Here is a 24761-nt window from a genome sequence, read left to right as displayed (position 1 = left end):
GGTTAGACTAAGCGCCGCTTGTTGGCTTTGCCGGGTGGCGCTTTCGCTTATCCGTCCTGGAAATCCGTAGGGTTGTGGAACTTCACGTTAATGAACTTATTAAAATCGCTGGCGGCCGTCAGCTCGATGACCATGTTTTCCCGCGTGCTTGGCTTTGCGCGCGATGCCATTGTGGCAAGGGTTTTTGGCGCAGGGATGGCGACTGACGCCTTTTTCGTTGCGTTCAAGCTGCCGAACCTGCTGCGCCGTATTTTTGCCGAAGGGGCTTTCTCACAGGCATTTGTCCCGATCCTCGCGGAATATAAAAGCAAGCAGGGCGAAGATGCCACCCGCGTCTTTGTGGCTTACGTTTCCGGTTTACTGACGCTGGCGCTGGCGATCGTGACCGTCCTGGGGATGCTGGCAGCGCCCTGGGTAATCATGGTAACGGCGCCGGGCTTTGCCGACACGGCGGATAAATTTGCCCTGACGACGCAACTGCTGCGGATAACCTTCCCCTATATTCTGCTGATTTCGCTGGCGTCGCTGGTGGGTGCCATCCTGAATACCTGGAACCGCTTCTCCGTGCCGGCCTTTGCCCCCACGTTCCTCAACGTCAGCATGATTGGCTTTGCGCTGTTCGCCGCGCCGCATTTTAACCCACCGGTGCTGGCGCTGGCCTGGGCCGTGACCGTCGGCGGGGTGTTACAGCTTGCTTACCAGCTCCCGCACCTGAAAAAGATCGGCATGCTGGTTCTGCCGCGCATTAATTTCAAAGATGCGGGCGCAATGCGCGTTATCAAACAGATGGGACCGGCAATACTCGGCGTGTCCGTCAGCCAGATCTCGCTCATCATCAATACCATCTTCGCCTCTTTCCTGGTGTCGGGCTCGGTGTCCTGGATGTACTACGCCGACCGGCTGATGGAGTTTCCATCCGGGGTGCTGGGCGTGGCGCTGGGGACTATTCTGCTGCCGTCGCTGTCGAAAAGTTTCGCCAGCGGCAACCACGATGAATACTGCCGCCTGATGGACTGGGGTCTGCGTCTCTGTTTTCTGCTGGCGCTGCCAAGCGCGGTGGCGCTGGGGATCCTGGCGAAACCGCTGACGGTGTCGTTGTTCCAGTATGGAAAATTCACCGCCTTTGATGCCGCCATGACCCAGCGTGCGCTCGTAGCCTACTCGGTGGGGCTGATGGGGCTGATTGTCGTGAAGGTGCTTGCGCCCGGCTTCTATTCACGTCAGGACATCAAAACGCCGGTTAAGATTGCCATTGTGACGCTGATCATGACGCAGCTGATGAACCTGGCGTTTATTGGTCCGCTGAAACACGCGGGTCTGTCACTGTCGATTGGTCTGGCGGCCTGTCTCAACGCCGGGCTGCTGTACTGGCAGCTGCGTAAGCAGGATATCTTCACCCCGCAGCCGGGCTGGGCAAGCTTCCTGCTGCGTCTGGCGATCGCGGTAGTAGTGATGGCGGCCGCGCTGGTTGGCATGTTGTATGTCATGCCTGAGTGGGCGCAGGGCACCATGCCTTACCGCCTGATGCGTCTGATGGCCGTGGTGGTGGTCGGGGTGGTGGCGTACTTTGCCACGCTGGCGGTGCTTGGCTTCAAGGTGAAAGAGTTTACCCGCCGTACGGTATAAACGCCAAAAGGGGAGTCACCAGAAGGTGCTCCCCGCTTCATGACATGCCGCTAGTGCGTCAAATCGAAATCTTTTTCCCGCCCGTGATACGTGCCGTGGCCGTTTGACCATCCGCACCGTACAGCCCCGGCTCTTTATAGGGCTTTAACACCTCAAGCGCCTGCTGATTACGGATAATCTGACCTTCCAGCAGCCAGCCGTTATGCTGGTTGAGATCGCGAAGATGCTGGGTTTTTTCTGTAATGGTCTGCCAGCGTTCGTTGATCTCATCATTGGCGCTGCGTTTCGTGTCTTGCTCAGCGCGTCGCTGTTTTTCCAGATAATCCAGGGTCGCCAGCAGCGAGCTTTTATCTTCAGTAATGCGTTGCAACGCGCTGCCGTTGATTTGACCAGAAGAGAGGTGGTGCTGTTCTGCGTCCATCACCGTTTTCAGGTCGTTCAGGACCACCGTCATCTGATCCAGTATTTCTGACAGTCGACTCATACGGTTAGTTACTCTGGAGGAAACTCTGTGCGTCCTGAATCAGCGCATCAGCGATTTTGCTGGTATCCATTTTCAGTTCGCCGTTACGGATAGCCGTTTTCAGCGCTTCAACTCGTTCCATGTTGATATCGCTGCTGCCTGGCTGCATCAGCTTCGACTGCGCATCGCTCAGCGTGACGCTCGTGCTGTTAGCCGTCGAGGTTTTTTCCAGACGCGTTTTTTGCGGGGCAGCCTCATTCGTTTCGCGAGGTTGTACAGTGCTAACCGGCTTCAGGGCTGATGTACGATCAATGCTCATAGTGTTGTCCTCATCGAGGGTTCGCGGCGTTTGCGCCTGACATCATCATTTGTTGAATATTTATCGGCAGTCGCCGCGAAATCTTTAAAAAGATTACAGGTTAATCAGAATATTCCCATCAGGACCGACCGTGCCGCTGACCACCTGGCCTGAGGACATTCTGACCCGGGCATTTTGTGCTACTGCGGCATTATTCAGCGCTTTTCCTTCACTGTTGATACTAAAGCCTTCGCCATTGGCGACCACCATCACCTGTTGTCCCGCCTTCACCCGCCACGCCTGGCGCAGCATAGAGAGCTGTATCGCCTGTCCAGGGGCGACATCGCGCAGGCTGACCGCCTCCTGAGCCTGGTTAATATCCAGCATCGTCCGCGGTGGAAGCTGATCCAGACGGCCTCGCTTCAGCGTTACGCTGTCTGGTTGCAGCAGGCTGCCCCGGGGAATGGGAACGGCGGCGACAACATAATTGCCTGTCGCCTGAACCGCAACCTGTAAATAACGTTTTTCGTTGGCGCAACGCGCCAGCACATTCACGTTGCCCCATAATCGGGTGCTGCCGGTCACGCTAAATGACGGGGCTTCGCAGGAAGGGTAAAGGTTAGGCGGGGTGCGTACGGTCACGCGTACGTCATCGCTAAAACCGGCCAGCTTCTGCGCAAAGAATGCATTGAGCTGGTTCTCTAACCCCTCAGCCTGCACAAGAGGGCTCAAAAGCAGCAGGGTCGCCGCAAGGCCACGTTTAAAAGTCCGCATCGCACGTTCCACCATGTCCAGAATTAAGCAAATTCTACCCGCAGTGGTTTTCCATCAACGCAACAAATAGCGACGCATTTTGCGCTTATTCCGTCGATAGGGGAGACGGGGTGAGATTTAAGCTGTGAACTGAAATTTTCTCATCAGCGGAGGAGACATGCTCGATAAACTCGACGCCGCGTTACGTTTTCAGCAGGAAGCGCTCAACTTACGCGCCCAGCGGCAGGAAATTTTAGCCGCCAATATCGCCAACGCGGACACCCCCGGGTATCAGGCGCGCGATATTGATTTTTCCAGTGAACTCAAAAAAGTGATGGAGCGTGGACGTGCCGAAGGGACGGGTGTCTCACTTGCCCTGACATCCTCACGGCATATTCCCGCTCAGGCGATGACCGCGCCATCAACTGACTTACTTTATCGTGTCCCCGATCAGCCCTCGCTTGATGGCAACACCGTCGACATGGACCGGGAACGCACACAGTTTGCCGATAACAGCCTGCAATACCAGACAGGCCTGACGCTACTCGGCGGGCAAATCAAAGGCATGATGACCGTCCTGCAGGGGGGCAATTAGTAAATGGCCTTGCTGAATATTTTTGATATCGCCGGTTCGGCATTAACGGCGCAGTCCAAACGACTGAACGTGGCAGCCAGTAACCTGGCCAACGCCGATAGCGTGACCGGCCCTGACGGACAACCGTATCGCGCTAAACAGGTCGTCTTCCAGGTTGATGCTGCACCGGGTGCGGCAACGGGCGGCGTGAAAGTGGCGGACGTGGTTGAGAGCCAGGCGCCCGACAAGCTGGTTTACGAGCCAGGCAACCCGCTCGCGGATGCCAGCGGCTACGTGAAAATGCCGAACGTGGATGTGGTCGGGGAGATGGTGAACTCCATGTCCGCGTCACGCAGCTACCAGGCAAACGTCGAAGTGCTTAATACCGTGAAGAGCATGATGCTCAAAACACTCACTCTCGGCCAGTAAAGGAGACACGCATGTCCATCGCCGTAAACGTGAATGACCCGACAAATACCGGCGTCAACAGCACCAGTAGTGCAACCGGTTCCAGCTCTCTCACCGGGAGCAATGCCTCCGATTTACAGAGCAGCTTTCTGACCCTGCTGGTGGCACAGCTGAAAAATCAGGACCCGACCAATCCGATGCAGAACAACGAACTGACCACGCAGCTCGCGCAGATCAGTACCGTCAGCGGCATTGAGAAACTGAACACCACGCTCGGCTCGGTCTCCGGTCAAATCGATAACAGCCAGTCCTTGCAGGCCGCCAACCTGATCGGTCACGGGGTGATGATCCCGGGGACCACGATTCTGGCGGGCACCAGCACCACCGATGGCACGTCCACCACCACCACAACGCCGTTTGGCGTTGAGTTGCAGCAACCGGCCGACAAAGTCACCGCCACCATCAAAGACGCCAGCGGCAACGTGGTGCGCACGATTGAGATTGGCGAGCTTAAAGCGGGCGTTCATACCTTTACCTGGGATGGCAGCCTGACCGACGGCACTAAAGCGCCTAACGGCTCGTATCAGGTTGCGATTAGCGCCAGCAACGGCACCACGCAGCTGGTGGCTCAGCCGCTACAGTTTGCCCTGGTTCAGGGCGTCATCAAAGGTAGCGATGGCAACAAACTGGATTTGGGTACCTCCGGTACCACCACACTCGACGAAGTTCGGCAGATTATCTAAGCCTTCATACTTATCAGGAGTAAGTCATGGCCTTTTCTCAAGCGGTCAGCGGCCTGAATGCTGCGGCCACCAACCTGGACGTCATTGGCAACAACATCGCCAACTCCGCGACCTATGGTTTTAAATCCGGTTCTGCGTCTTTTGCAGATATGTTTGCAGGCTCTAAAGTGGGCCTGGGCGTGAAGGTTGCGGGTATCACCCAGGACTTCACTGACGGGACGACCACCAACACCGGTCGTGGTCTGGATGTCGCCATCAGCCAGAACGGTTTCTTCCGTATGGTGGATGCCAACGGTTCCGTGTTCTACAGCCGCAACGGCCAGTTTAAGCTGGATGAAAACCGTAACCTGGTGAACATGCAGGGGCTACAGTTAACCGGTTATCCGGTTGCCGGCACGCCGCCGACGGTGCAAACCGGTGCGAATCCGCAGGCGATCACCATCCCAACGACGCTGATGGCGGCGAAGTCCACCACCACGGCCTCTCAGCAGATCAACCTGAACTCCACCGATACCGCGCCAACCGTCGCATTCGACCCGGCCAACCCTGACTCTTACAACAAGAAAGGCACCGTGACAGTGTTTGACAGCCAGGGTAATGCGCACAACATGAACCTGTTCTATGTCAAAACAACTGACAACAAATGGGATGTGTATACCCAGGATGGCAGCGTAGCGGGTTCTCCTGCAAAAAAAGCGGCACAGATGAGCTTCGACAGTAACGGTAACCTGGCGGGTGTTTATAACTACGACGCTGCTGGCGTGATAAGCGCTACGCCAAACGCCACCCCAGCTATCAACATTACTACTGGCATCATTAGCGGTGCGGAGCCTGCCGAGTTCTCTCTTAGCTTCCAGAGCTCCATGCAACAGAACACCGGTGCGAACAACATCGTGGCGACGAGCCAGAACGGCTATAAGCCGGGCGACCTGGTGAGCTACCAGATCAACGATGATGGCACCGTTGTCGGTAACTACTCCAACGAACAGACCCAGGTGCTGGGCCAGATCGTGCTGGCAAACTTTGCCAACAACGAAGGCCTGAAGTCCGAAGGGGATAACGTCTGGTCTGCCACGCAGTCTTCCGGTGTTGCCCTGCTGGGTACCGCGGGTTCCGGTAACTTCGGCACGCTGACCAACGGCGCGCTGGAAGCCTCCAACGTCGATCTGAGTAAAGAGCTGGTGAACATGATTGTCGCGCAACGTAACTACCAGTCCAACGCGCAGACCATCAAAACCCAGGATCAGATCCTCAACACGCTGGTTAACCTGCGTTAAGCGGCTGACGGGAAAGCGCAATGGATCACGCAATATATACAGCGATGGGGGCTGCAAGCCAGACGCTCAATCAGCAGGCTGTTACCGCCAGCAACCTGGCGAACGCCTCCACGCCTGGTTTTCGTGCACAGCTCAACGCACTGCGTGCGGTGCCGGTAGAAGGGCTGTCATTGCCCACGCGTACGCTGGTCACCGCCTCCACGCCGGGCGCCGACATGACGCCAGGCCAGATGGATTACACCGCGCGTCCGCTGGACGTTGCCCTTCAGCAGGACGGCTGGCTGGCGGTGCAAACGGCTGACGGCGCAGAAGGGTATACCCGCAACGGTAACATTCAGGTGAGCGCCACCGGACAGTTGACGATTCAGGGGCATCCGGTGATGGGCGAAGCCGGTCCGCTGACGGTGCCGGAAGGGTCAGAGTTGACCATTGCGGCAGACGGGACGATCTCGGCATTGAATCCGGGCGACCCGGCGAACACCGTTGCGCCTGTCGGTCGTCTGAAGCTGGTGAAAGCGGAAGGCAACGAAGTGCAGCGTGGTGATGACGGGATGTTCCGTCTGACCCAGGCGGCGCAGGCCACGCGTGGCGCCACGTTACAGGCCGACCCGACCATCCGCGTGATGTCCGGCGTGCTGGAAGGCAGTAACGTCAAACCGGTCGAAGCCATGACCGACATGATCGCCAGCGCCCGCCGCTTCGAAATGCAGATGAAAATCATCAGCAGCGTCGATGAAAACGCAGGCAAGGCTAACCAACTTCTGGCTATGAGTTAACAGGACTCCCTATGATCAGTTCTTTATGGATCGCGAAAACCGGTCTGGACGCACAGCAAACCAATATGGATGTAATTGCCAACAACCTGGCAAACGTCAGCACCAATGGTTTCAAGCGCCAGCGTGCGGTTTTCGAAGATTTGCTTTATCAAACGATTCGTCAGCCAGGGGCGCAGTCTTCTGAGCAAACCACGCTGCCGTCCGGTCTGCAAATTGGTACCGGCGTACGCCCTGTCGCCACCGAGCGTCTGCACAGCCAGGGCAACCTGTCCCAGACCAACAACAGCAAAGACGTTGCCATCAAAGGTCAGGGTTTCTTCCAGGTGCAACTGCCTGACGGGACCTCCGCCTATACCCGCGATGGCTCGTTCCAGGTGGATCAGAATGGTCAGCTGGTGACGGCGGGCGGCTTCCAGGTTCAGCCTGCGATCACCATCCCGGCGAACGCGCTGAGCATCACCATTGGCCGTGACGGTATCGTCAGTGTCACTCAGCAAGGTCAGGCCGCGCCGGTCCAGGTTGGTCAGCTCAACCTGACGACCTTCATGAACGATACCGGACTGGAAAGCATCGGTGAGAACCTCTACACCGAAACGCAGTCTTCCGGCACGCCAAATGAAAGTACCCCCGGCCTGAACGGTGCGGGGCTGCTGTACCAGGGGTATGTGGAAACCTCGAACGTTAACGTGGCGGAAGAGCTGGTGAATATGATCCAGGTCCAGCGCGCCTATGAAATTAACAGTAAAGCAGTGTCGACGACCGACCAGATGCTGCAAAAACTGACGCAACTCTAAGGTGTAGCCCGGTGCGGTAAACGTCGCACCGGCTCCCTGTTTTCGAAGATGAAGGCAATGCAAAAAAACGCGGCGTTTCGTTATCCGATCCTGACTGTTCTGGCTGTCACCCTCAGCGGGTGTGCCTGGATCCCGTCTAAACCATTGGTACAGGGTGCGACTACCGCCCAACCCGTTCCCGGCCCCTCGCCGGTGGTGAACGGCTCTATTTTCCAGACCGCGCAGCCGATTAACTACGGTTATCAGCCGCTGTTTGAAGACCGTCGTCCGCGTAACGTCGGCGATACGCTGACCATTGTGTTGCAGGAAAACGTCAGCGCGAGCAAGAGCTCGTCGGCGAACGCCAGCCGCGACGGCAAAACCAATTTTGGCTTCGACACCGTACCGCGCTATCTGCAAGGGCTGTTCGGCAACGCCCGTGCGGATGTGGAAGCCTCCGGCGGCAACACCTTTAACGGTAAAGGTGGCGCGAACGCCAGCAATACCTTCAGCGGAACGCTGACGGTAACGGTTGACCAGGTTCTGGTGAACGGCAACCTGCACGTGGTGGGCGAAAAACAGATCGCCATTAACCAGGGTACGGAATTCATTCGCTTCTCCGGTGTGGTTAACCCTCGCACTATCAGCGGCACCAACACCGTACCGTCCACACAGGTGGCGGATGCGCGCATTGAGTACGTCGGCAACGGCTACATCAACGAAGCGCAAAATATGGGCTGGCTGCAACGCTTCTTCCTTAACTTATCGCCGATGTAAGCGAGGTGACCTATGTATAAATTTCTCTTCGCCGTGGCGCTGTCGCTGGTCGCTACCGTTGCGCAGGCCGATCGCATTCGCGATCTCACCAGCGTGCAGGGCGTGCGCGAAAACTCCCTGATTGGCTACGGCCTGGTGGTGGGGCTGGATGGGACGGGTGACCAGACGACCCAGACGCCGTTCACCACCCAGAGCCTGAACAACATGCTCTCTCAGCTCGGTATTACCGTACCGGCGGGGACCAACATGCAGCTGAAAAACGTGGCGGCGGTGATGGTGACCGCGTCTTATCCGGCCTTTGCGCGTCAGGGGCAAACCATCGACGTGGTTGTCTCGTCGATGGGTAACGCCAAAAGCCTGCGCGGCGGTACGTTGTTGATGACGCCGCTGAAAGGCGTCGACAGCCAGGTGTATGCTCTGGCGCAGGGCAACATTCTGGTTGGCGGGGCAGGTGCGTCGGCGGGCGGCAGCAGCGTGCAGGTGAACCAGCTGAACGGGGGACGTATTACCAACGGCGCGATCATCGAACGTGAGCTGCCGACCCAGTTCGGCACCGGCAACACCATTAACCTGCAACTGAATAACGAAGACTTCACGATGGCGCAGCAGATTGCTGACACCATCAACCGCAGCCGGGGTTACGGCAGCGCCACCGCGCTGGATGCCCGCACCGTGCAGATCCGCACGTCAACCGGTAGCAGCAACCAGGTGCGGATGCTGGCCGATATCCAGAATATGGAAGTGAACGTGTCGGTGCAGGATGCAAAAGTCATTATCAACTCCCGTACCGGATCGGTGGTGATGAACCGCGAAGTGACGCTGGACAGCTGCGCCGTGGCTCAGGGCAATCTCTCCGTCACGGTTAACCGCTCGGCCAACGTCAGCCAGCCGGATACCCCGTTTGGTGGCGGTCAGACGGTAGTGACCCCGCAAACGCAGATTGATTTACGACAGAGCGGCGGATCGTTGCAGAGCGTGCGCTCCAGCGCCAACCTGAACAGCGTGGTGCGTGCCCTGAACGCACTGGGTGCAACGCCAATGGATCTGATGTCCATTCTGCAATCCATGCAAAGTGCAGGCTGCCTGCGCGCCAAACTGGAAATCATCTAAATGCTGACCGATAGCAAACTGTTGACCAGTGCCGCCTGGGATGCCCAGTCGCTCAACGAGCTGAAAACCAAAGCGGGCAAGGATCCGGCGGCGAATATCCGCCCGGTGGCCCGTCAGGTGGAAGGCATGTTCGTACAAATGATGTTGAAAAGCATGCGTGAAACCCTGCCGAAAGATGGCATGTTCAGCAGCGATTCCACGCGGCTTTACACCAGCATGTACGATCAGCAGATTGCCCAGCAAATGACCGCCGGAAAGGGGCTCGGCCTGGCGGACATGATTGTGAAGCAGACCGCAGCCGCTCAGGGGCTCCCGCCTGAAGAGGCCCCGCCGCAGGTGCCGCTGAAGTTTGATCTGGAAAAGGTGACCAGTTATCAAAATCAGGCGCTGACCCAGATGGTGCGTAAGGCGATGCCGAAGCCAGCAGAAACGCGTGACGAGCCGCTCTCCGGCGACAGCAAAGACTTCCTGGCGCAGCTCTCCCTGCCGGCGCGTCTTGCCAGTGAAGAAAGCGGCGTGCCACACCATCTGATTCTGGCGCAGGCGGCGCTGGAGTCGGGCTGGGGGCAACGTCAGATCCGCAGGGAGAACGGCGAGCCGAGCTTCAACATCTTTGGCGTGAAGGCCACTTCCAGCTGGAAGGGGCCGACCACGGAAATTACCACCACCGAATATGAGAACGGTGCGGCAGTGAAGGTGAAAGCCAAATTCCGCGTCTACAGCTCGTATCTGGAAGCGTTGTCGGATTATGTCGGGCTGCTGAGCCGGAATCCGCGTTACACCGCCGTGACCCAGGCCACCACGCCAGAGCAGGGCGCTCAGGCATTGCAGAATGCCGGCTACGCGACCGATCCAAACTATGCACGCAAGCTGACCAGCATGATCCAGCAGCTGAAATCCATGTCTGAGAAGGTCAGCAAAGCGTATAGCACAGATCTCGAAAATCTGTTCTGAAAGTTCTCAAGTCCCGGTGGAGGTTGCCGATAACCTTCATCAGGACTCGTGTCTGAACGTATAAAAGGAACCCCCATGTCCAGTTTGATTAACAGCGCCATGAGTGGCCTCAGTGCTGCGCAGTCGGCACTCAATACCGTCAGTAATAATATTTCAAGCTACAACGTGGCAGGTTATACCCGCCAGACTACCATTCTGGGCGCATCAAACAGCACCCTGACCGGCGGCGGCTGGGTGGGTAACGGGGTCTATGTCTCCGGCGTTCAGCGTGAATATGATGCGTTTATTACCAACCAGCTGCGCGCGGCGCAGAACCAGAGCAGCGGCCTGACCACGCGCTACCAGCAGATGTCGAAAATTGACGACGTGCTGTCGGATACCACGAACTCGCTTTCTGCCAACCTCCAGGATTTCTTTAAAAGCCTGCAAACGCTGGTGAGTAACGCAGAAGATCCGGCTGCACGCCAGACGGTACTCGGGAAGGCAGATGGTCTGGTAAACCAGTTCAAAACTAACGATCAATATCTCCGCGATCAGGATGCGCAGGTCAATACGGCGATTTCTACCAGCGTCGATCAGATCAATAACTATGCGAAGCAGATTGCCAACCTTAACGATCAGATTTCCCGGCTGACTGGCGTAGGGGCGGGCGCATCCCCGAACGAACTGCTCGATCAGCGCGATCAGCTGGTGAGCGAACTGAACAAAATAGTCGGTGTGGACGTGACCGTACAGGACAGCGGCACCTACAACATCTCTATCGCCAACGGCTACACCCTGGTACAGGGCAGCAACGCCAGCCAGCTGGCTGCGGTGAAATCCAGCGCGGACCCTGCACGTACAACGATTGCGTATGTGGATGCCGCAGCGGGCAACGTGGAGATCTCGGAAAAACAGATCACCACGGGGTCGCTTGGGGGGCTGTTAACGTTCCGTTCTCAGGATCTGGATCAGGCGCGAAATACGCTTAACCAGATGGCGCTGGCGTTTGCGGATGCCATGAATACCCAGCACCAGGCGGGCTTTGATGCCAACGGGGATAAAGGCGGCAAGCTGTTTGATTTTGGCTCCCCGGCAGTGCTGAGTAACGGTAAGAACACCGGAAGCGCGTCCGTGACGGCAACGATGACGGACAGTACCAAGGTCCAGGCGACAAACTACAAAGTTGAGTATAACGGTACTGACTGGACCATCACCCGTCTGTCAGACAACACCAGCTTCACGGCTATGCCGGATACCAGCGGTAATCTGTCGTTTGATGGCCTCAACGTCAACATTAGCGGCTCGGCCAATAATAAAGACAGCTTTATCGTGAAGCCGGTGAATGACGTTATCGTGAATATGGACGTTGCGATCAGCGACGAGTCCAAACTGGCGATGGCCTCCGCGCAAGGAAGCGGCGAAAGCGACAATACCAATGGCCAAAAGCTGCTGGATTTGCAGAGCGCCAAGCTGGTGGGGGGGAACAAAACCTTTAACGATGCTTATGCCGCGCTGGTCAGTACGGTGGGCAGCACCACGGCGTCGCTGAAAACCAGCAGCGAAACCAAAGTTAACGTTGTTACGCAGCTGACCAAACAACAGCAGTCAATCTCCGGGGTTAACCTGGATGAAGAGTATGGCAACCTGCAACGCTATCAGCAGTACTATCTGGCGAATGCGCAGGTGCTGCAAACGGCGAGCACGCTGTTTGATGCATTGATCAATATCCGCTAAGGCTGAGGCATAAAAAATGCGTATTAGTACTCAAATGATGTATGAGCAAAGCATGCGCGGCGTGACGAACTCCCAAAGCCTCTGGCTCAGCTACGGCGAGCAGATGTCTACGGGGAAGCGTATCAACCGTCCGTCTGACGATCCGATTGCCGCTTCGCAGGCCGTTGTGCTCTCTCAGGCCCAAACGCAAAATAGCCAGTATGCGCTGGCGCGCTCCTTCGCTACGACGAAAGTCTCGCTGGAAGAAAACGTGTTATCGCAAGTGACAACCGCTATCCAGGCTGCTCAGGAAAAGATTGTCAATGCGGGCAACGGTACGTTAAGTGACGATGACCGCGCTTCGCTGGCAACGAACCTGCAAGGTATTCGCGATCAGCTCATGAACCTGGCTAACAGCACGGACGGTAACGGTCGCTATATTTTTTCCGGTTACAAGACCGAAGCGGCGGCTTTCGACCAGGCTACGGGTGATTATAAGGGCGGCGGAACGCCAATCAGCCAGCAGGTTGACTCTGCGCGCACGATGCAAATCAGCCATACGGGCACTGAAGTTTTCGATAGCTTCACCAGCAATGCGAAGCCAGAGCCAGATGGTAGTGCGCCGGAAACGAATTTGTTCAAGATCCTCGACTCCGCAATTGAAGCGCTGAATAAGCCGATTGGCGATGACGAAACGAAGGCTGAAGCATTTACGGCGGCTATTGATAAAGCCAACCGTGGCCTGAGCAACTCCCTCAACAACGTGTTGACCGTGCGCGCCGACCTCGGCATCAAGCTGGACGAGCTGGGCAAGCTGGATTCTCTGGGTGAAGACCGCGCGCTGGGCCAGACTCAGCAGATGAGCGACCTGGTTGACGTGGACTGGAACTCGGTGATTTCTTCCTACACCATGCAGCAGGCGGCTTTGCAGGCCTCGTATAAAGCCTTTAGCGATATGCAGGGTATGTCTTTGTTCCAGATGAACAGATAAGACTCTGACCTGTTTGACATGTCTTGAAACTGGGCATGTTTTGACTGCCCAACCCGTCCGGGTTGGGCATTTTTTTTACACACTTTCTGCCTGAGCGGACACCACCCGGGCGCTTTCAATCACTCTGATAGCCAGCGCAATGGCACCACACAGGGTTGCCAGTGCTACCACGCCCGTCCAGCCTGCCAGCGTATAGATATTGCTGCCTAATGCCGAACCCAGCGCCATTCCGATGAAAATGACGGTAAACAGCAGGGCGTTAAGGCGCCCACGGGCCTGCGGCTCAAGGCTGTAGACCAGGTTCTGGTGCGCCACGAGGCTGGACTGCAAACCGAGATCGAAACCGACCGCGGAGAGGGCAATCAGGAGCAACTGGCCGTGTACACCCAGGGCTGGCATCAGGAACATCAGGGCAAACGAGAGGGTCACCAGCGCGGCACCCAGTTGGGTCACTTTACCGGCGCCCAGCTTATCGGCCAGACCGCCTGCCAGCGGTGCGGCCAGCGCGCCTGCGGCTCCGGCAATACCAAAACCACCCGCCACGGCGCTGCCAAGGTGATACCGTTCCAGCAGCATGACCGCCAGCGTCGACCAGAATGCACTAAAGGCAATCGACAGAAAACCCTGAGCCAGCGCAGCCCGACGCAGCGCCGGGTAGCGACGCCAGAGGTGTTCCATGGAGCGCAGCAGCGCCGGGTAGCTCAGCGTGGAATGAACGGCGAAGCGGGGAAGTACGGCCCACATCACCACGCCGATAAAGGCAATGCTTGCGGCGGCCAGCTGATACATCACTCGCCAGCCAAAGGCTTCACCCACCACGCCGCTCACGGTTCTGGAGAGCAAAATCCCCAGCAGCAGGCCGGTCATCACCGTGCCGACCGTTTTTCCCTGTTTGCCTTCCGGCGCGAGGATCGCTGCGGCCGGGACAATATCCTGCGCCATGGTGGCGGCCATGCCAATCAGCAGGCTGGTGAGCAGCAGGGAATGCAGTTGTCCGGTCAGGCTACAACCCAGCAGGAACAGCGCCAGAGCTGCACTTTTTATCAGGATCAACGTTCTGCGGTCATAACGATCGCCGAGCGGGAGCAGAAACAGGATACCTAAGGCATAACCCGCCTGGGTGAGTGTCGGGACCATGCCCATGCCTTCGATGCTCAGGTGCAGGTCTGAGCCCATCAGCGGCAGCAGAGGCTGGGCATAATAGATGGATGCCACGCTGAAGCCCGCACCGAGCGCCAGCATTAAGATTACCCAGCGGCTTATGGCCCGGGTGGCAGTTGTGTTCATAAGATGTTCCTCATTCGTCGTGTGCGGCTATTTTTTATCAGTACGCCTTGCGACGGTAGCGGGCGCGGTGGTAAAACGCTTATACGTGTAGCGTATAGGTGCAAATGATATGAAACGGACTGAGCGTATAGATCGTGTAGAACTGATGCGAACCTTTGTTCGCATTGTGGAGGCGGGGTCCCTTTCTGCGGCGGCACGTCAGCTGGCAACAACCCAGGCCACGGTGAGCCGACGGTTGCAGTCGCTTGAAACCATGCTGGGCGTGCGCCTGATGCTGCGCACAACCCATACCACACGGCTTACCGATGACGGTGAACGTTGCTATCAGCATGCCCGACGGGTAATTGACAGCTGGCTGGCGCTGGAAGACGAGGTGGGGCAGACGGAAGATGAACCGGTCGGGGTGCTGAGGGTGCGCGCCCCTCACGCGTTTGGCCAGGATCAGCTACTAAAACCGTTAACCGAATTTTTGCAGCGCTATCCGCTACTCTCAATCGAATGGATGCTTAACGATCGCTCGGTTGATTTCCTCGGCGACAATCTTGACTGTGCTATTCGGGTGGGCGTGGAAGTCGATCCGGCAACCGTGTCTGTGCTACTGGCTGAAGTGCCGCGCTCGGTGGTAGCGTCACCGGCACTCCTGGCCCGTTTTCCCGCGGTTAACACGCCGGACGATCTGCAACATCTCCCCTGGATTGCCATCAGCTCTTTTTATCAACGCCATGTGGAGCTCTTCCACGAGGCAACACCCACCCCGGTGAGAGTTACCATTACGCCACGCCTGAGTACCGACAGCTTGTATGTAGCGCGCAATACGGCACTCACCGGGCTAGGCGTGGCGGTGGTATCCAGCTGGACGGTACAGGATGATATTCGGGAAGGGCGACTGGTGCATTTACTGCCAGAGTGGCAGCCAGCAGCGCTACCGGTACATCTGGTTTATCCCTGGTCACGCTATTATCCGGCGCGCTTGCGGCGTTTTCTGGAGCTGATGCGGCAGATAATGCCGGAGGTCACCGGGATGAGAAAGCCCCTGCAACAGCCATAAAAAAGCCGACCCGAAGGTCGGCTTTCAGTCTTAGCGTGCGTTATTCAACAGGCTGAGGACGAGTAGCTGGGGCAGTAGCCATGTGCGTCGCACTGTGACCACCGGCAGCACCTTTACCTTCGAAGTTGAATTCCGGACGAACCCAGTCACTATGGCGTGGTGCTTCAGGCACGTACTCAGGTGCCGGGGCACGAGTCATTGGCGCGGTAGCAATGTAAGCAGGCGCTACAGCTTCAACGATCTCAACCGGCTCAGATTTCACTTCAGGCGCTTTGACCTCTTCGACAACAGGTTCAACCTGAATCTCGACGTCCTGAACAACCTCTTCCGTCACCGTTTCGACGGCAACGTCTGCGGGCTCTTCTGCTGCGGATACAGGCTTAGCGTCTTCCGCGACTTCTTCAGCCACCACGGTATCTTCTTCGGCAATGATCTGCGGTGCGGCATCAACCGGTGCAGCAATCACTTCAGGATGGGTCGTTTCCACTTCCACAGCCTGCGGCGGCGCTGTTTCAACAACCTGCGGTTCGACCACGGTTGCCGCTTCAGTCACGACGTCTTCCACTGCGACGACTGGTGCAATCACCTCTTCGGTCACAGCCTGTTCTTCAACAGCCTGCTCCGGACGTGCAACCGGATAACGGATCCAGACTTTACCGGATGCCATCTCAGGTGACGCGCACGCCACGGTCATTGGCATTGGAGACTGGGTCGGGTAACGCTCGTCACGATAACGACGGCGACGCTGACCGCTCACGCGCAGATGGCGTGGAGAACGGCGGGAGCGACGCGGCATACCTGCGTTATCACGGTTTTCGCTGCTTTCGTCCTGCTCAACCTGATTTTCCACTACGGCTGGCAGGTCAACTTTCGCAACCTGAGTACCCGTTGTGCTTTCAACCGCTTCAACCGCGATAACGTCGTTTTCTTCGGCCTGAACAACACCCACACGTACTTTCTGGGTCAGCTGGCGCTGCTTACGACGCGGCATAACCTGAGTACGCTCTTCCTGCTCAGTGTCCTGCTGTTCTACAGGCGCTTCGCGATTCAGGTTTTTGACTTCCTGCTGAGCCTGGCGTTTGTCATCGTTACGACGACGGTTACGCTCGCGGCGAGGCTGCTGCTCGTCACGCTGTTTGCTCTTCTCGGACTCATCGCCCGCCTGCTGGCGAATCTCACGATCTTCAACGTTCTGCTGTTGCTTCTCGCGACGGTTGCGACGGTTGTCCTCGCGCTGTTCACGACCTTCGTTGTTATCGGAACGATTATCACGGCGCTCATTACGATCGCCACGGTCGTTGCGGTCGCGACGGTTGTTCTGACGCTTACGACGGTCCTGCTGACGCTCTGGTTTCGCTTCTTTTGGCGCTTCTTTCGGCTCCTCAGGCTGAACTTCTTCGGCGGCAAACATTTTTTTCAGCGCACCGATGATGCGGCTCAGGAGACCAGGCTGCTCAGGCTGCGCTTTTGGCGCGGCAGGAGCCACTTTCTGCACAGCAGGTTTTTCCGCTGGTTTTTCCAGCGTCGCTTCTGGCGGTGCTTCCGGCATGATGAAGGTCGCTAAAGCTGGCTGCTCAGGCAGTTTACGCTCGGCAGGCTCTTCATCAGACGGCAGCGCCATTTCTTCTTCATGCAGCTTCGGCAGCAGGTAGCTGAGGGTGCTTGTCTCTTCGCCTTTGCGCACGCGCAGCACGTGATAGTGCGGGGTTTGCATCTCGTCGTTTGGCACGATGATGCAGCGAACGCCGCCCTGACGCGCTTCGATTGCGCTCACCGCTGCACGTTTTTCGTTCAGCAGGTAGGAGGCAATCGGCACTGGAACAATAGCGTGAACCTCTTTGGTGTTCTCTTTCAGCGCTTCTTCTTCAATCAGACGCAGAATAGAGAGGGAGAGAGATTCATTGTCACGAACGGTACCTGTACCGGAACAGCGCGGGCAGACGTGATGGCTGGACTCACCCAGAGACGGGCTGAGGCGCTGACGGGACATCTCCAGCAGGCCAAAGCGAGAAATATGGCTGATCTGGATACGCGCGCGATCCTGGCGCACCGCTTCACGCAGACGGTTTTCAACCGCACGCTGGTGGCGAACCGGGGTCATGTCGATGAAGTCGATAACGATCAGACCACCCAGGTCGCGCAGGCGGAGCTGGCGGGCGATTTCATCAGCGGCTTCAAGGTTGGTGTTGAAGGCGGTCTCTTCGATGTCGCCGCCGCGGGTTGCACGCGCGGAGTTGATGTCGATGGCGGTCAACGCTTCGGTGGTATCGATAACGATAGAACCGCCGGACGGCAGACGCACTTCACGCTGGAAGGCAGACTCGATCTGGGATTCAATCTGATAATGGCTGAACAGCGGGATTTCACCGGTGTACAGTTTAATTTTGCTGGTGAAATCCGGGCGACCCAGTGCGGCGATGTGCTGGCGAGCCAGCTCAAGCACTTTCGGGTTATCAATCAGAATTTCACCGATGTCCTGACGCAGATAATCACGGAAGGCACGCACGATGACGTTGCTTTCCTGGTGGATCAGGAACGGCGCAGCACGGCTTTCTGCCGCTTTCTTGATGGCTTCCCAGTGTTTCAGGCGGAAGCTCAGGTCCCACTGCAACGCTTCGGCAGATTTGCCAACGCCTGCGGTGCGCACGATAAGGCCCATGCCGTCTGGCAGTTCAAGACTTGCCAGTGCTTCTTTCAGCTCGGTACGGTCATCGCCTTCGATACGGCGAGAGATGCCACCCGCACGCGGGTTGTTTGGCATCAATACCAGATAGCTTCCTGCCAGACTGATAAAGGTGGTCAGCGCGGCGCCTTTGTTGCCACGCTCTTCTTTATCGATCTGGACGATAACTTCCTGACCTTCACGCAGAACATCTTTGATGTTCGGACGGCCATGGGAGTTGTAGTTTGCAGGAAAATATTCGCGGGCGATTTCTTTGAGAGGAAGGAAACCGTGACGCTCAGCACCGTAATCGACAAATGCAGCTTCAAGGCTTGGTTCAATGCGGGTGATTTTGCCTTTGTAAATGTTCGCTTTTTTCTGTTCGTGTCCAGGACTTTCGATATCCAGATCGTACAGGCGCTGCCCATCCACAAGGGCGACACGCAACTCTTCTTGCTGAGTTGCGTTGATTAACATTCTTTTCATCGTAACTTACTCGTTATTCTTACATTGACGACAAAGCTGCGGGCAAGGTGACGCTTTCCGGGGTATGAACCGATGGCCTCGTGTCTATTCACGTCGCCAACCTCACGGTTGTCGCTCGCTTAAGAGGCGCAGAGTGTCGGTTGCCTGTATTTCATAGGGAAACACAGCGCAATTATCAGGGGAATTGCCTGGGAAAACTCTCCAGAGAACAATCCTTATACCGGGAAGTACTGCAACCCGCAGCCCGCTAACTGCCTGAAAGATCAATACGTCTTACGCCATTGCTGCGTGGATGATCGGTCAGACAAAATTGGTCATTCCGTCGACATCCTTACAAAACCCGGATTTAACGCGGAAAACGGATTCATTATTCCACTGCTCGCCGGGTTATAGCAAGATGACTTTTACCAATTATCACCCGGTTACTCACAGTTTCTTCACTTCAACGGGGTGATTGGTTTAATAACCACCAAATCGATTGCGCGAAAGGGGAGTGGTCCGGATAAAAGTAAATATAAGCATAGAAAAATGAGTGGCGCTAATGTCAGACGCTATTTAGAATCGCCAACCATGAAAACAGAGACTCCAGCCGTAAAAATGGTTGCCATCGCCGACGACGAGGCGGGGCAACGTATCGATAATTTTTTGCGCACCCAATTGAAGGGTGTGCCAAAAAGTATGATTTATCGCATCTTGCGTAAGGGTGAGGTGCGGGTCAACAAAAAACGTGTGAAGCCCGAGTACAAGCTCGAGGCGGGCGATGAAGTCCGCATTCCACCGGTACGTGTTGCAGAGCGTGAAGAAGAGGTCGTTTCTCCGAAGCTGCAAAAAGTCGCGGCCCTGAGCGACGTTATCCTTTATGAGGACGACCACATTCTGGTGCTGAATAAACCGTCCGGAACGGCGGTACACGGGGGGAGCGGTCTGAGCTTCGGCGTGATCGAAGGTTTACGTGCGCTGCGCCCGGAAGCGCGTTTCCTCGAACTTGTTCACCGTCTTGACCGTGATACCTCAGGCGTGCTGCTGGTGGCGAAAAAACGTTCTGCACTGCGTTCCCTGCATGAACAGCTGCGCGAAAAAGGGATGCAGAAAGATTATCTGGCGCTGGTGCGCGGCCAGTGGCAGTCCCACGTGAAAGTGGTGCAGGCGCCGCTGCTGAAAAATATTCTGCAAAGCGGTGAGCGCATTGTTCGTGTTAATCAGGAAGGGAAACCGTCTGAGACGCGATTTAAAGTAGAAGAGCGCTACGAATTCGCCACGCTGGTGCGCTGTAGTCCGGTGACGGGGCGTACTCACCAGATTCGCGTCCATACCCAGTTTGCAGGCCATCCGATTGCGTTCGACGATCGCTATGGCGATCGCGAGTTTGATAAGCAGTTGGCGGGTACGGGGCTGTCGCGTCTGTTCCTGCATGCGGCAGCGCTGAAGTTTACCCATCCTAATACCGGTGAAGTTATCCGTATTGAAGCGCCGCTGGATGATCAGTTGAAACGCTGCCTGAAAGTTCTGCGCGGCTGATTATGTGCCGGGTGGCGCTGCGCTTACCCGGCCTACGAAATCCGTAGGCCCATGCAAGCGAAGCGCCGCTGGGCAAAAATCACATCGTCAGCGGATTACACTCTTCTCGCCTTAACATCTGGCACAGCGCAATCAGCGGCAACCCCACCAGCGTGTTGGGATCCCGCCCGTCCAGCTTGTCGAACAGTGCAATTCCCAGTCCTTCACTTTTGAAACTCCCTGCGCAGTTCAGAGGACGTTCCCGACGCACGTAATCCATAATCTCCTCCTCGCTGAGATGACGGAAGTGCACATCAAATGGCTCGCACTCGGTTTGCAGATGACCGGAGGCGGAATTATAAAGCGCCAGGCCGGTATAAAAGGTCACGATACTGCCTCGCGCACGCAAAAGCTGCTGGCAGGCGTTTTCTTCCGTATGCGGTTTACCGGTGATTTCGCCGCCCAGCACACAAACCTGATCGGAGCCTATAATCAGATGAGCGGGGTAACGTACGGCCAGCGACTGTGCTTTCTCTTTCGCGAGACGGGTCACCAGATGACGCGGTGACTCGCCCGGCTGTGGCGTTTCATCCACCTCCGGCGCGGCGCATTCAAACGGGATCCCGAGCTTTTCCAGCAGCATTCGGCGATAAGGTGAAGTGGAAGCAAGGACGAGATTTGGCATATTTTTATCACCAGATATAGCGTATCGATGCCAGCCATTTTAAACTACAGGCCGCAATGTGTGCGAATAATTGGCAAAAGGCAGCTCTGGTTGCCTTTTTCTTTGACTCTATGACGTTACAAAGTTAATATGCGCGCCCTATGCAAAAGGTAAAATTACCCCTGACTCTTGATCCGGTTCGTACGGCTCAAAAACGCCTCGATTACGAAGGAATCTATTCTTCCGATCAGGCTGAGCGTATTGCCGAATCTGTAGTCAGTGTGGACAGTGATGTAGAGTGCTCCATGTCGTTCGCTATCGACAACCAGCGCCTCGCCGTTTTAACCGGTGATGCAAAGGTGACGGTAACGCTCGAATGTCAGCGCTGCGGGAAACCGTTTGTACAGCATGTTCACACAACGTATTGTTTCAGTCCGGTTCGTTCTGACGAACAGGCTGAAGCACTCCCGGAAGCGTATGAACCGATTGAGGTTAACGAATTCGGTGAAATCGATCTTCTGGCGCTGGTTGAAGATGAAGTCATCCTCTCCCTGCCAGTCGTTCCGGTGCATGATTCTGAACACTGTGAAGTGTCCGAGGCGGACATGGTCTTTGGGGAACTGCCTGATGAAGCGCAAAAACCAAATCCATTTGCCGTATTAGCCAGCTTAAAGCGTAAGTAATTGAGGAGTAAGGTCCATGGCCGTACAACAGAATAAACCAACCCGTTCCAAACGTGGCATGCGTCGTTCCCATGACGCGCTGACCGCAGTTACCAGCCTGTCTGTAGACAAGACTTCTGGTGAGAAACACCTGCGTCACCACATCACCGCTGACGGTTTCTACCGCGGCCGCAAGGTTATCACTAAGTAATCACGCGTCAGCGTGATTAGGCTTAGTGAGGAACTTCCCCGTGAAAACGGGGAGTTTACCGAACCAGGCTGCGACGATACCTTGACACGTCTAACCCTGGCGTTAGATGTCATGGGGGGAGATTTTGGCCCTACCGTGACAGTGCCTGCAGCATTGCAGGCACTGAATTCTAATTCGCAACTCACACTTCTTTTAGTCGGTAATCCCGACACAATCACGCCATTACTTGCAAAAGCTGACTTTGAACAACGTTCGCGTCTGCAGATTATTCCTGCGCAGTCAGTTATTGCCAGTGATGCCCGGCCATCGCAGGCTATTCGTAATAGCCGCGGCAGCTCTATGCGCATGGCGCTGGAGCTGGTGAAAGAAGGGCGAGCGCAGGCTTGCGTCAGCGCGGGAAATACTGGCGCGCTGATGGGGCTGTCGAAATTATTGCTCAAGCCGATTGAGGGCATTGAGCGTCCGGCGCTGGTGACGGTGTTACCGCATCAGCAGAAGGGCAAAACGGTGGTGCTCGATCTGGGCGCTAACGTAGATTGTGATAGTACAATGCTGGCTCAGTTTGCCGTGATGGGGTCGGTGCTGGCAGAAGACGTGGTCGGGATTACCAATCCCCGCGTTGCGTTATTGAATATTGGTGAAGAAGAGACCAAAGGCCTGGACAGTATCCGCGACGCTGCGGAAATACTCAAACAGGTTCCCTCCATCAACTATATTGGTTATCTCGAAGCCAATGAGTTGCTGACGGGCAAAACGGATGTATTAGTGTGTGATGGCTTCACCGGAAACGTGACGTTGAAGACCATGGAAGGGGTCGTACGAATGTTCCTTTCTCTGCTGAAATCGCAGGGAGAAGGTAAAAAAAGGTCCTGGTGGCTGATTTTATTAAAGCGTTGGTTACAAAAAAGCCTGACGCGGCGATTCAGTCACCTCAACCCCGACCAGTATAATGGCGCCTGTCTGTTAGGATTGCGCGGCATCGTGATTAAGAGTCATGGCGCCGCCAATCAGCGAGCATTTACCGTCGCGATTGAACAGGCAGTGCAGGCGGTGCAGCGACAAGTCCCTCAGAGGATTGCCGCTCGCCTGGGATCTGTATTAGCTAAAAGTGACTGAGCGTACATGTATACGAAGATTTTAGGTACCGGCAGCTACCTGCCAAAACAAGTGCGTACCAACGCCGATCTTGAAAAAATGGTAGATACGTCTGACGAGTGGATTGTCACGCGCACAGGTATCCGTGAACGTCGTATCGCCGCGCCAGACGAAACTGTGTCCACCATGGGCTACGAAGCCGCTCAGCGAGCGCTTGAGATGGCTGGCATTGATAAAGAACAGATCGGGCTTATTGTGGTGGCGACAACATCTGCCACGCATGCCTTCCCAAGCGCAGCGTGCCAGGTGCAGAACATGCTCGGCATCAAAGGCTGCCCGGCATTTGATGTTGCAGCGGCGTGCGCGGGTTTCACCTATGCGCTGAGCATCGCCGATCAGTATGTTAAATCGGGTGCCGTAAAATATGCGTTGGTGATCGGTGCTGATGTGCTGGCGCGTACCTGCGATCCAACCGATCGCGGCACAATCATTATTTTTGGCGATGGCGCGGGCGCGGTGCTGCTGGGGCAGTCCGAAGAACCAGGCATCATCTCCACGCACCTGCACGCTGACGGTCGCTACGGCGAGCTGTTAACGCTGCCTAACGCCGATCGCGTTAATCCGGACAGTTCGATTTACCTGACAATGGCGGGTAATGAAGTGTTCAAGGTGGCCGTGACCGAACTCGCTCACATTGTTGATGAGACGCTGGAAGCGAACAATCTGGATCGCGCCGCACTCGACTGGCTGGTACCGCATCAGGCTAACCTGCGTATTATCAGCGCGACGGCGAAGAAGTTGGGCATGTCTATGGATAACGTTGTGGTGACGCTTGATCGCCACGGCAACACCTCTGCGGCATCGGTACCGTGCGCATTTGACGAAGCGGTACGCGATGGACGAATTAAACGGGGCCAACTGGTCTTGCTTGAAGCCTTTGGTGGCGGGTTCACCTGGGGTTCCGCGCTGGTTCGTTTCTAGGATAAGGATTAAAAAATGACGCAATTTGCTTTTGTGTTCCCGGGACAGGGCTCACAAACTGTTGGGATGTTGTCTGAAATGGCAGCAAACTATCCGGTTATTGAAGAGACTTTCCGTGAAGCTTCTGACGCGCTGGGTTATGATCTGTGGGCGCTGACCCAGCAGGGCCCAGCTGAAGAGCTGAACAAAACCTGGCAGACTCAACCGGCACTGCTGGCAGCCTCCGTCGCATTGTGGCGCGTATGGCAGCAGCAGGGCGGCAAAACGCCGGCGCTGATGGCGGGTCATAGCCTGGGTGAATACTCTGCGCTGGTCTGCGCAGGGGTGATTGCCTTCGCTGACGCGGTCCGTCTGGTTGAATTGCGTGGTAAGTTTATGCAGGAAGCGGTGCCAGAAGGCACGGGCGGCATGTCTGCCATCATCGGTCTGGATGATGCTTCTATTGCTAAAGCCTGTGAAGAATCTGCTGAAGGTCAGGTCGTTTCTCCGGTAAACTTTAACTCGCCAGGCCAGGTAGTTATCGCGGGTCATAAAGAAGCGGTTGAGCGTGCAGGCGCTGCCTGTAAAGCTGCGGGTGCAAAACGTGCACTGCCGCTGCCGGTGAGCGTGCCGTCTCACTGTGCGCTGATGAAGCCCGCTGCCGATAAGCTGGCGGTTGAGCTGGAAAAAATGACCTTTAACGCACCGACGATTTCCGTTGTGAATAACGTCGATGTGAAGTGCGAAACCGCGCCGGAGGCTATCCGTAACGCGCTGGTTCGCCAGCTCTACAGCCCAGTTCAGTGGACCAAAACCGTTGAATTTATGGCGTCTCAGGGCGTTGAACATCTGTATGAAGTCGGTCCAGGTAAGGTACTTACCGGTCTGACAAAACGTATTGTAGACACCCTGACTGCCTCGGCGATTAACGAGACGGAAGCAATGAAAGCGGCACTCTCGCAATAAAAGAG

General features: G+C 56.2%; 25 protein-coding genes. 19 read left to right on the top strand and 6 right to left on the bottom strand.

What is annotated here, in order from left to right; all coding sequences use genetic code 11:
* The first annotated feature begins 90 nt into the window (after window positions 1-90).
* Window positions 91-1626 carry a murein biosynthesis integral membrane protein MurJ gene (murJ, locus tag ACOTZP_RS13140; protein ID WP_017384735.1) on the top strand — a complete coding sequence of 512 codons (1536 nt, stop codon included), beginning with the start codon at window positions 91-93 and terminating at the stop codon, window positions 1624-1626.
* A gap of 58 nt (window positions 1627-1684) precedes the next feature.
* Here murJ and flgN read toward each other — a convergent pair whose 3' ends face one another.
* The 3 genes from flgN to flgA all read right to left on the bottom strand — a co-directional run bounded on the left by flgN (window position 1685) and on the right by flgA (window position 3161).
* A complete protein-coding gene (gene flgN / locus ACOTZP_RS13135; RefSeq protein WP_022647721.1) occupies window positions 1685-2110 on the bottom strand; it encodes a flagella biosynthesis chaperone FlgN in 426 nt (141 codons plus the stop codon).
* Between the two features lie 4 nt (window positions 2111-2114).
* On the bottom strand, window positions 2115-2408 hold the full coding sequence (gene flgM, locus ACOTZP_RS13130) for a flagellar biosynthesis anti-sigma factor FlgM (protein WP_003858002.1): 294 nt from the start codon (window positions 2406-2408) through the stop codon (window positions 2115-2117).
* A gap of 93 nt (window positions 2409-2501) precedes the next feature.
* Window positions 2502-3161, bottom strand: a complete 660-nt coding sequence (gene flgA / locus ACOTZP_RS13125) for a flagellar basal body P-ring formation chaperone FlgA (protein WP_022647723.1) — start codon at window positions 3159-3161, stop codon at window positions 2502-2504.
* A gap of 157 nt (window positions 3162-3318) precedes the next feature.
* On the opposite strand from flgA, the gene flgB reads away from it, so the two are divergent.
* The 11 genes from flgB (at window position 3319) to flgL (ending at window position 13218) form a co-directional block, all read left to right on the top strand.
* Window positions 3319-3735, top strand: a complete 417-nt coding sequence (flgB, locus tag ACOTZP_RS13120; RefSeq protein WP_022647724.1) for a flagellar basal body rod protein FlgB — start codon at window positions 3319-3321, stop codon at window positions 3733-3735.
* A 3-nt stretch (window positions 3736-3738) separates the two neighbouring features.
* Window positions 3739-4143 (top strand): flagellar basal body rod protein FlgC, encoded by a 405-nt coding sequence (gene flgC, locus ACOTZP_RS13115; RefSeq protein WP_003857997.1) that lies wholly within the window; start codon window positions 3739-3741, stop codon window positions 4141-4143.
* Window positions 4144-4154: 11 nt separating this feature from the next.
* Entirely contained in the window at window positions 4155-4865 is a 711-nt protein-coding gene (gene flgD / locus ACOTZP_RS13110; protein WP_003857994.1) for a flagellar hook assembly protein FlgD, read from the top strand.
* 26 nt (window positions 4866-4891) lie between these two features.
* Complete coding sequence (gene flgE, locus ACOTZP_RS13105; RefSeq protein WP_023305860.1) at window positions 4892-6142, top strand: flagellar hook protein FlgE; 1251 nt, start codon at window positions 4892-4894, stop codon at window positions 6140-6142.
* A gap of 20 nt (window positions 6143-6162) precedes the next feature.
* Complete coding sequence (locus tag ACOTZP_RS13100) at window positions 6163-6918, top strand: flagellar basal body rod protein FlgF (RefSeq protein ID WP_022647727.1); 756 nt, start codon at window positions 6163-6165, stop codon at window positions 6916-6918.
* 11 nt (window positions 6919-6929) lie between these two features.
* Window positions 6930-7712: a flagellar basal-body rod protein FlgG gene (gene flgG / locus ACOTZP_RS13095; protein ID WP_000625853.1), complete on the top strand. Its 783-nt coding sequence runs from the start codon at window positions 6930-6932 to the stop codon at window positions 7710-7712.
* 57 nt (window positions 7713-7769) lie between these two features.
* Window positions 7770-8468 (top strand): flagellar basal body L-ring protein FlgH, encoded by a 699-nt coding sequence (flgH, locus tag ACOTZP_RS13090; RefSeq protein ID WP_023299788.1) that lies wholly within the window; start codon window positions 7770-7772, stop codon window positions 8466-8468.
* A gap of 12 nt (window positions 8469-8480) precedes the next feature.
* On the top strand, window positions 8481-9578 hold the full coding sequence (locus ACOTZP_RS13085) for a flagellar basal body P-ring protein FlgI (protein WP_022647728.1): 1098 nt from the start codon (window positions 8481-8483) through the stop codon (window positions 9576-9578).
* The gene (flgJ, locus tag ACOTZP_RS13080; protein WP_063147631.1) at window positions 9579-10532 is read left to right on the top strand and encodes a flagellar assembly peptidoglycan hydrolase FlgJ; all 954 of its coding nucleotides are present in this window, start codon (window positions 9579-9581) and stop codon (window positions 10530-10532) included.
* A gap of 75 nt (window positions 10533-10607) precedes the next feature.
* Entirely contained in the window at window positions 10608-12248 is a 1641-nt protein-coding gene (gene flgK / locus ACOTZP_RS13075; protein ID WP_023305863.1) for a flagellar hook-associated protein FlgK, read from the top strand.
* 16 nt (window positions 12249-12264) lie between these two features.
* Window positions 12265-13218 (top strand): flagellar hook-associated protein FlgL, encoded by a 954-nt coding sequence (gene flgL, locus ACOTZP_RS13070; RefSeq protein ID WP_023299791.1) that lies wholly within the window; start codon window positions 12265-12267, stop codon window positions 13216-13218.
* Window positions 13219-13293: 75 nt separating this feature from the next.
* Here the strand turns inward: flgL and ACOTZP_RS13065 are convergent, their stop codons facing one another.
* The gene (locus ACOTZP_RS13065) at window positions 13294-14505 is read right to left on the bottom strand and encodes an MFS transporter (RefSeq protein WP_271075099.1); all 1212 of its coding nucleotides are present in this window, start codon (window positions 14503-14505) and stop codon (window positions 13294-13296) included.
* A gap of 109 nt (window positions 14506-14614) precedes the next feature.
* On the opposite strand from ACOTZP_RS13065, the gene ACOTZP_RS13060 reads away from it, so the two are divergent.
* Window positions 14615-15553 carry a LysR family transcriptional regulator gene (locus ACOTZP_RS13060; RefSeq protein WP_271075100.1) on the top strand — a complete coding sequence of 313 codons (939 nt, stop codon included), beginning with the start codon at window positions 14615-14617 and terminating at the stop codon, window positions 15551-15553.
* Window positions 15554-15593: 40 nt separating this feature from the next.
* Here ACOTZP_RS13060 and rne read toward each other — a convergent pair whose 3' ends face one another.
* Window positions 15594-18701, bottom strand: a complete 3108-nt coding sequence (gene rne, locus ACOTZP_RS13055) for a ribonuclease E (RefSeq protein WP_332976393.1) — start codon at window positions 18699-18701, stop codon at window positions 15594-15596.
* Window positions 18702-19271: 570 nt separating this feature from the next.
* Here rne and rluC point away from each other — a divergent pair.
* Window positions 19272-20219, top strand: a complete 948-nt coding sequence (gene rluC / locus ACOTZP_RS13050; protein ID WP_041907418.1) for a 23S rRNA pseudouridine(955/2504/2580) synthase RluC — start codon at window positions 19272-19274, stop codon at window positions 20217-20219.
* Between the two features lie 79 nt (window positions 20220-20298).
* On the opposite strand, the gene ACOTZP_RS13045 is transcribed toward rluC, so the two are convergent.
* The gene (locus tag ACOTZP_RS13045; RefSeq protein ID WP_032624478.1) at window positions 20299-20883 is read right to left on the bottom strand and encodes a Maf family protein; all 585 of its coding nucleotides are present in this window, start codon (window positions 20881-20883) and stop codon (window positions 20299-20301) included.
* Window positions 20884-21023: 140 nt separating this feature from the next.
* On the opposite strand from ACOTZP_RS13045, the gene yceD reads away from it, so the two are divergent.
* The 5 genes from yceD (at window position 21024) to fabD (ending at window position 24756) form a co-directional block, all read left to right on the top strand.
* A complete protein-coding gene (gene yceD / locus ACOTZP_RS13040; protein ID WP_003857966.1) occupies window positions 21024-21545 on the top strand; it encodes a 23S rRNA accumulation protein YceD in 522 nt (173 codons plus the stop codon).
* A 16-nt stretch (window positions 21546-21561) separates the two neighbouring features.
* A complete protein-coding gene (gene rpmF, locus ACOTZP_RS13035; protein ID WP_003857964.1) occupies window positions 21562-21735 on the top strand; it encodes a 50S ribosomal protein L32 in 174 nt (57 codons plus the stop codon).
* Between the two features lie 81 nt (window positions 21736-21816).
* Complete coding sequence (gene plsX, locus ACOTZP_RS13030; protein ID WP_152811225.1) at window positions 21817-22851, top strand: phosphate acyltransferase PlsX; 1035 nt, start codon at window positions 21817-21819, stop codon at window positions 22849-22851.
* A 6-nt stretch (window positions 22852-22857) separates the two neighbouring features.
* Window positions 22858-23811: a beta-ketoacyl-ACP synthase III gene (locus ACOTZP_RS13025; RefSeq protein WP_003857960.1), complete on the top strand. Its 954-nt coding sequence runs from the start codon at window positions 22858-22860 to the stop codon at window positions 23809-23811.
* 15 nt (window positions 23812-23826) lie between these two features.
* A complete protein-coding gene (gene fabD, locus ACOTZP_RS13020; protein ID WP_199008421.1) occupies window positions 23827-24756 on the top strand; it encodes an ACP S-malonyltransferase in 930 nt (309 codons plus the stop codon).
* Window positions 24757-24761 lie beyond the last annotated feature (5 nt).

It is taken from the genome of Enterobacter cloacae complex sp. SYL001, assembly GCF_049237025.1.
GTDB classification, from domain to species: domain Bacteria; phylum Pseudomonadota; class Gammaproteobacteria; order Enterobacterales; family Enterobacteriaceae; genus Enterobacter; species Enterobacter intestinihominis.
This window is presented reverse-complemented; position numbering and strand designations above follow the sequence as displayed.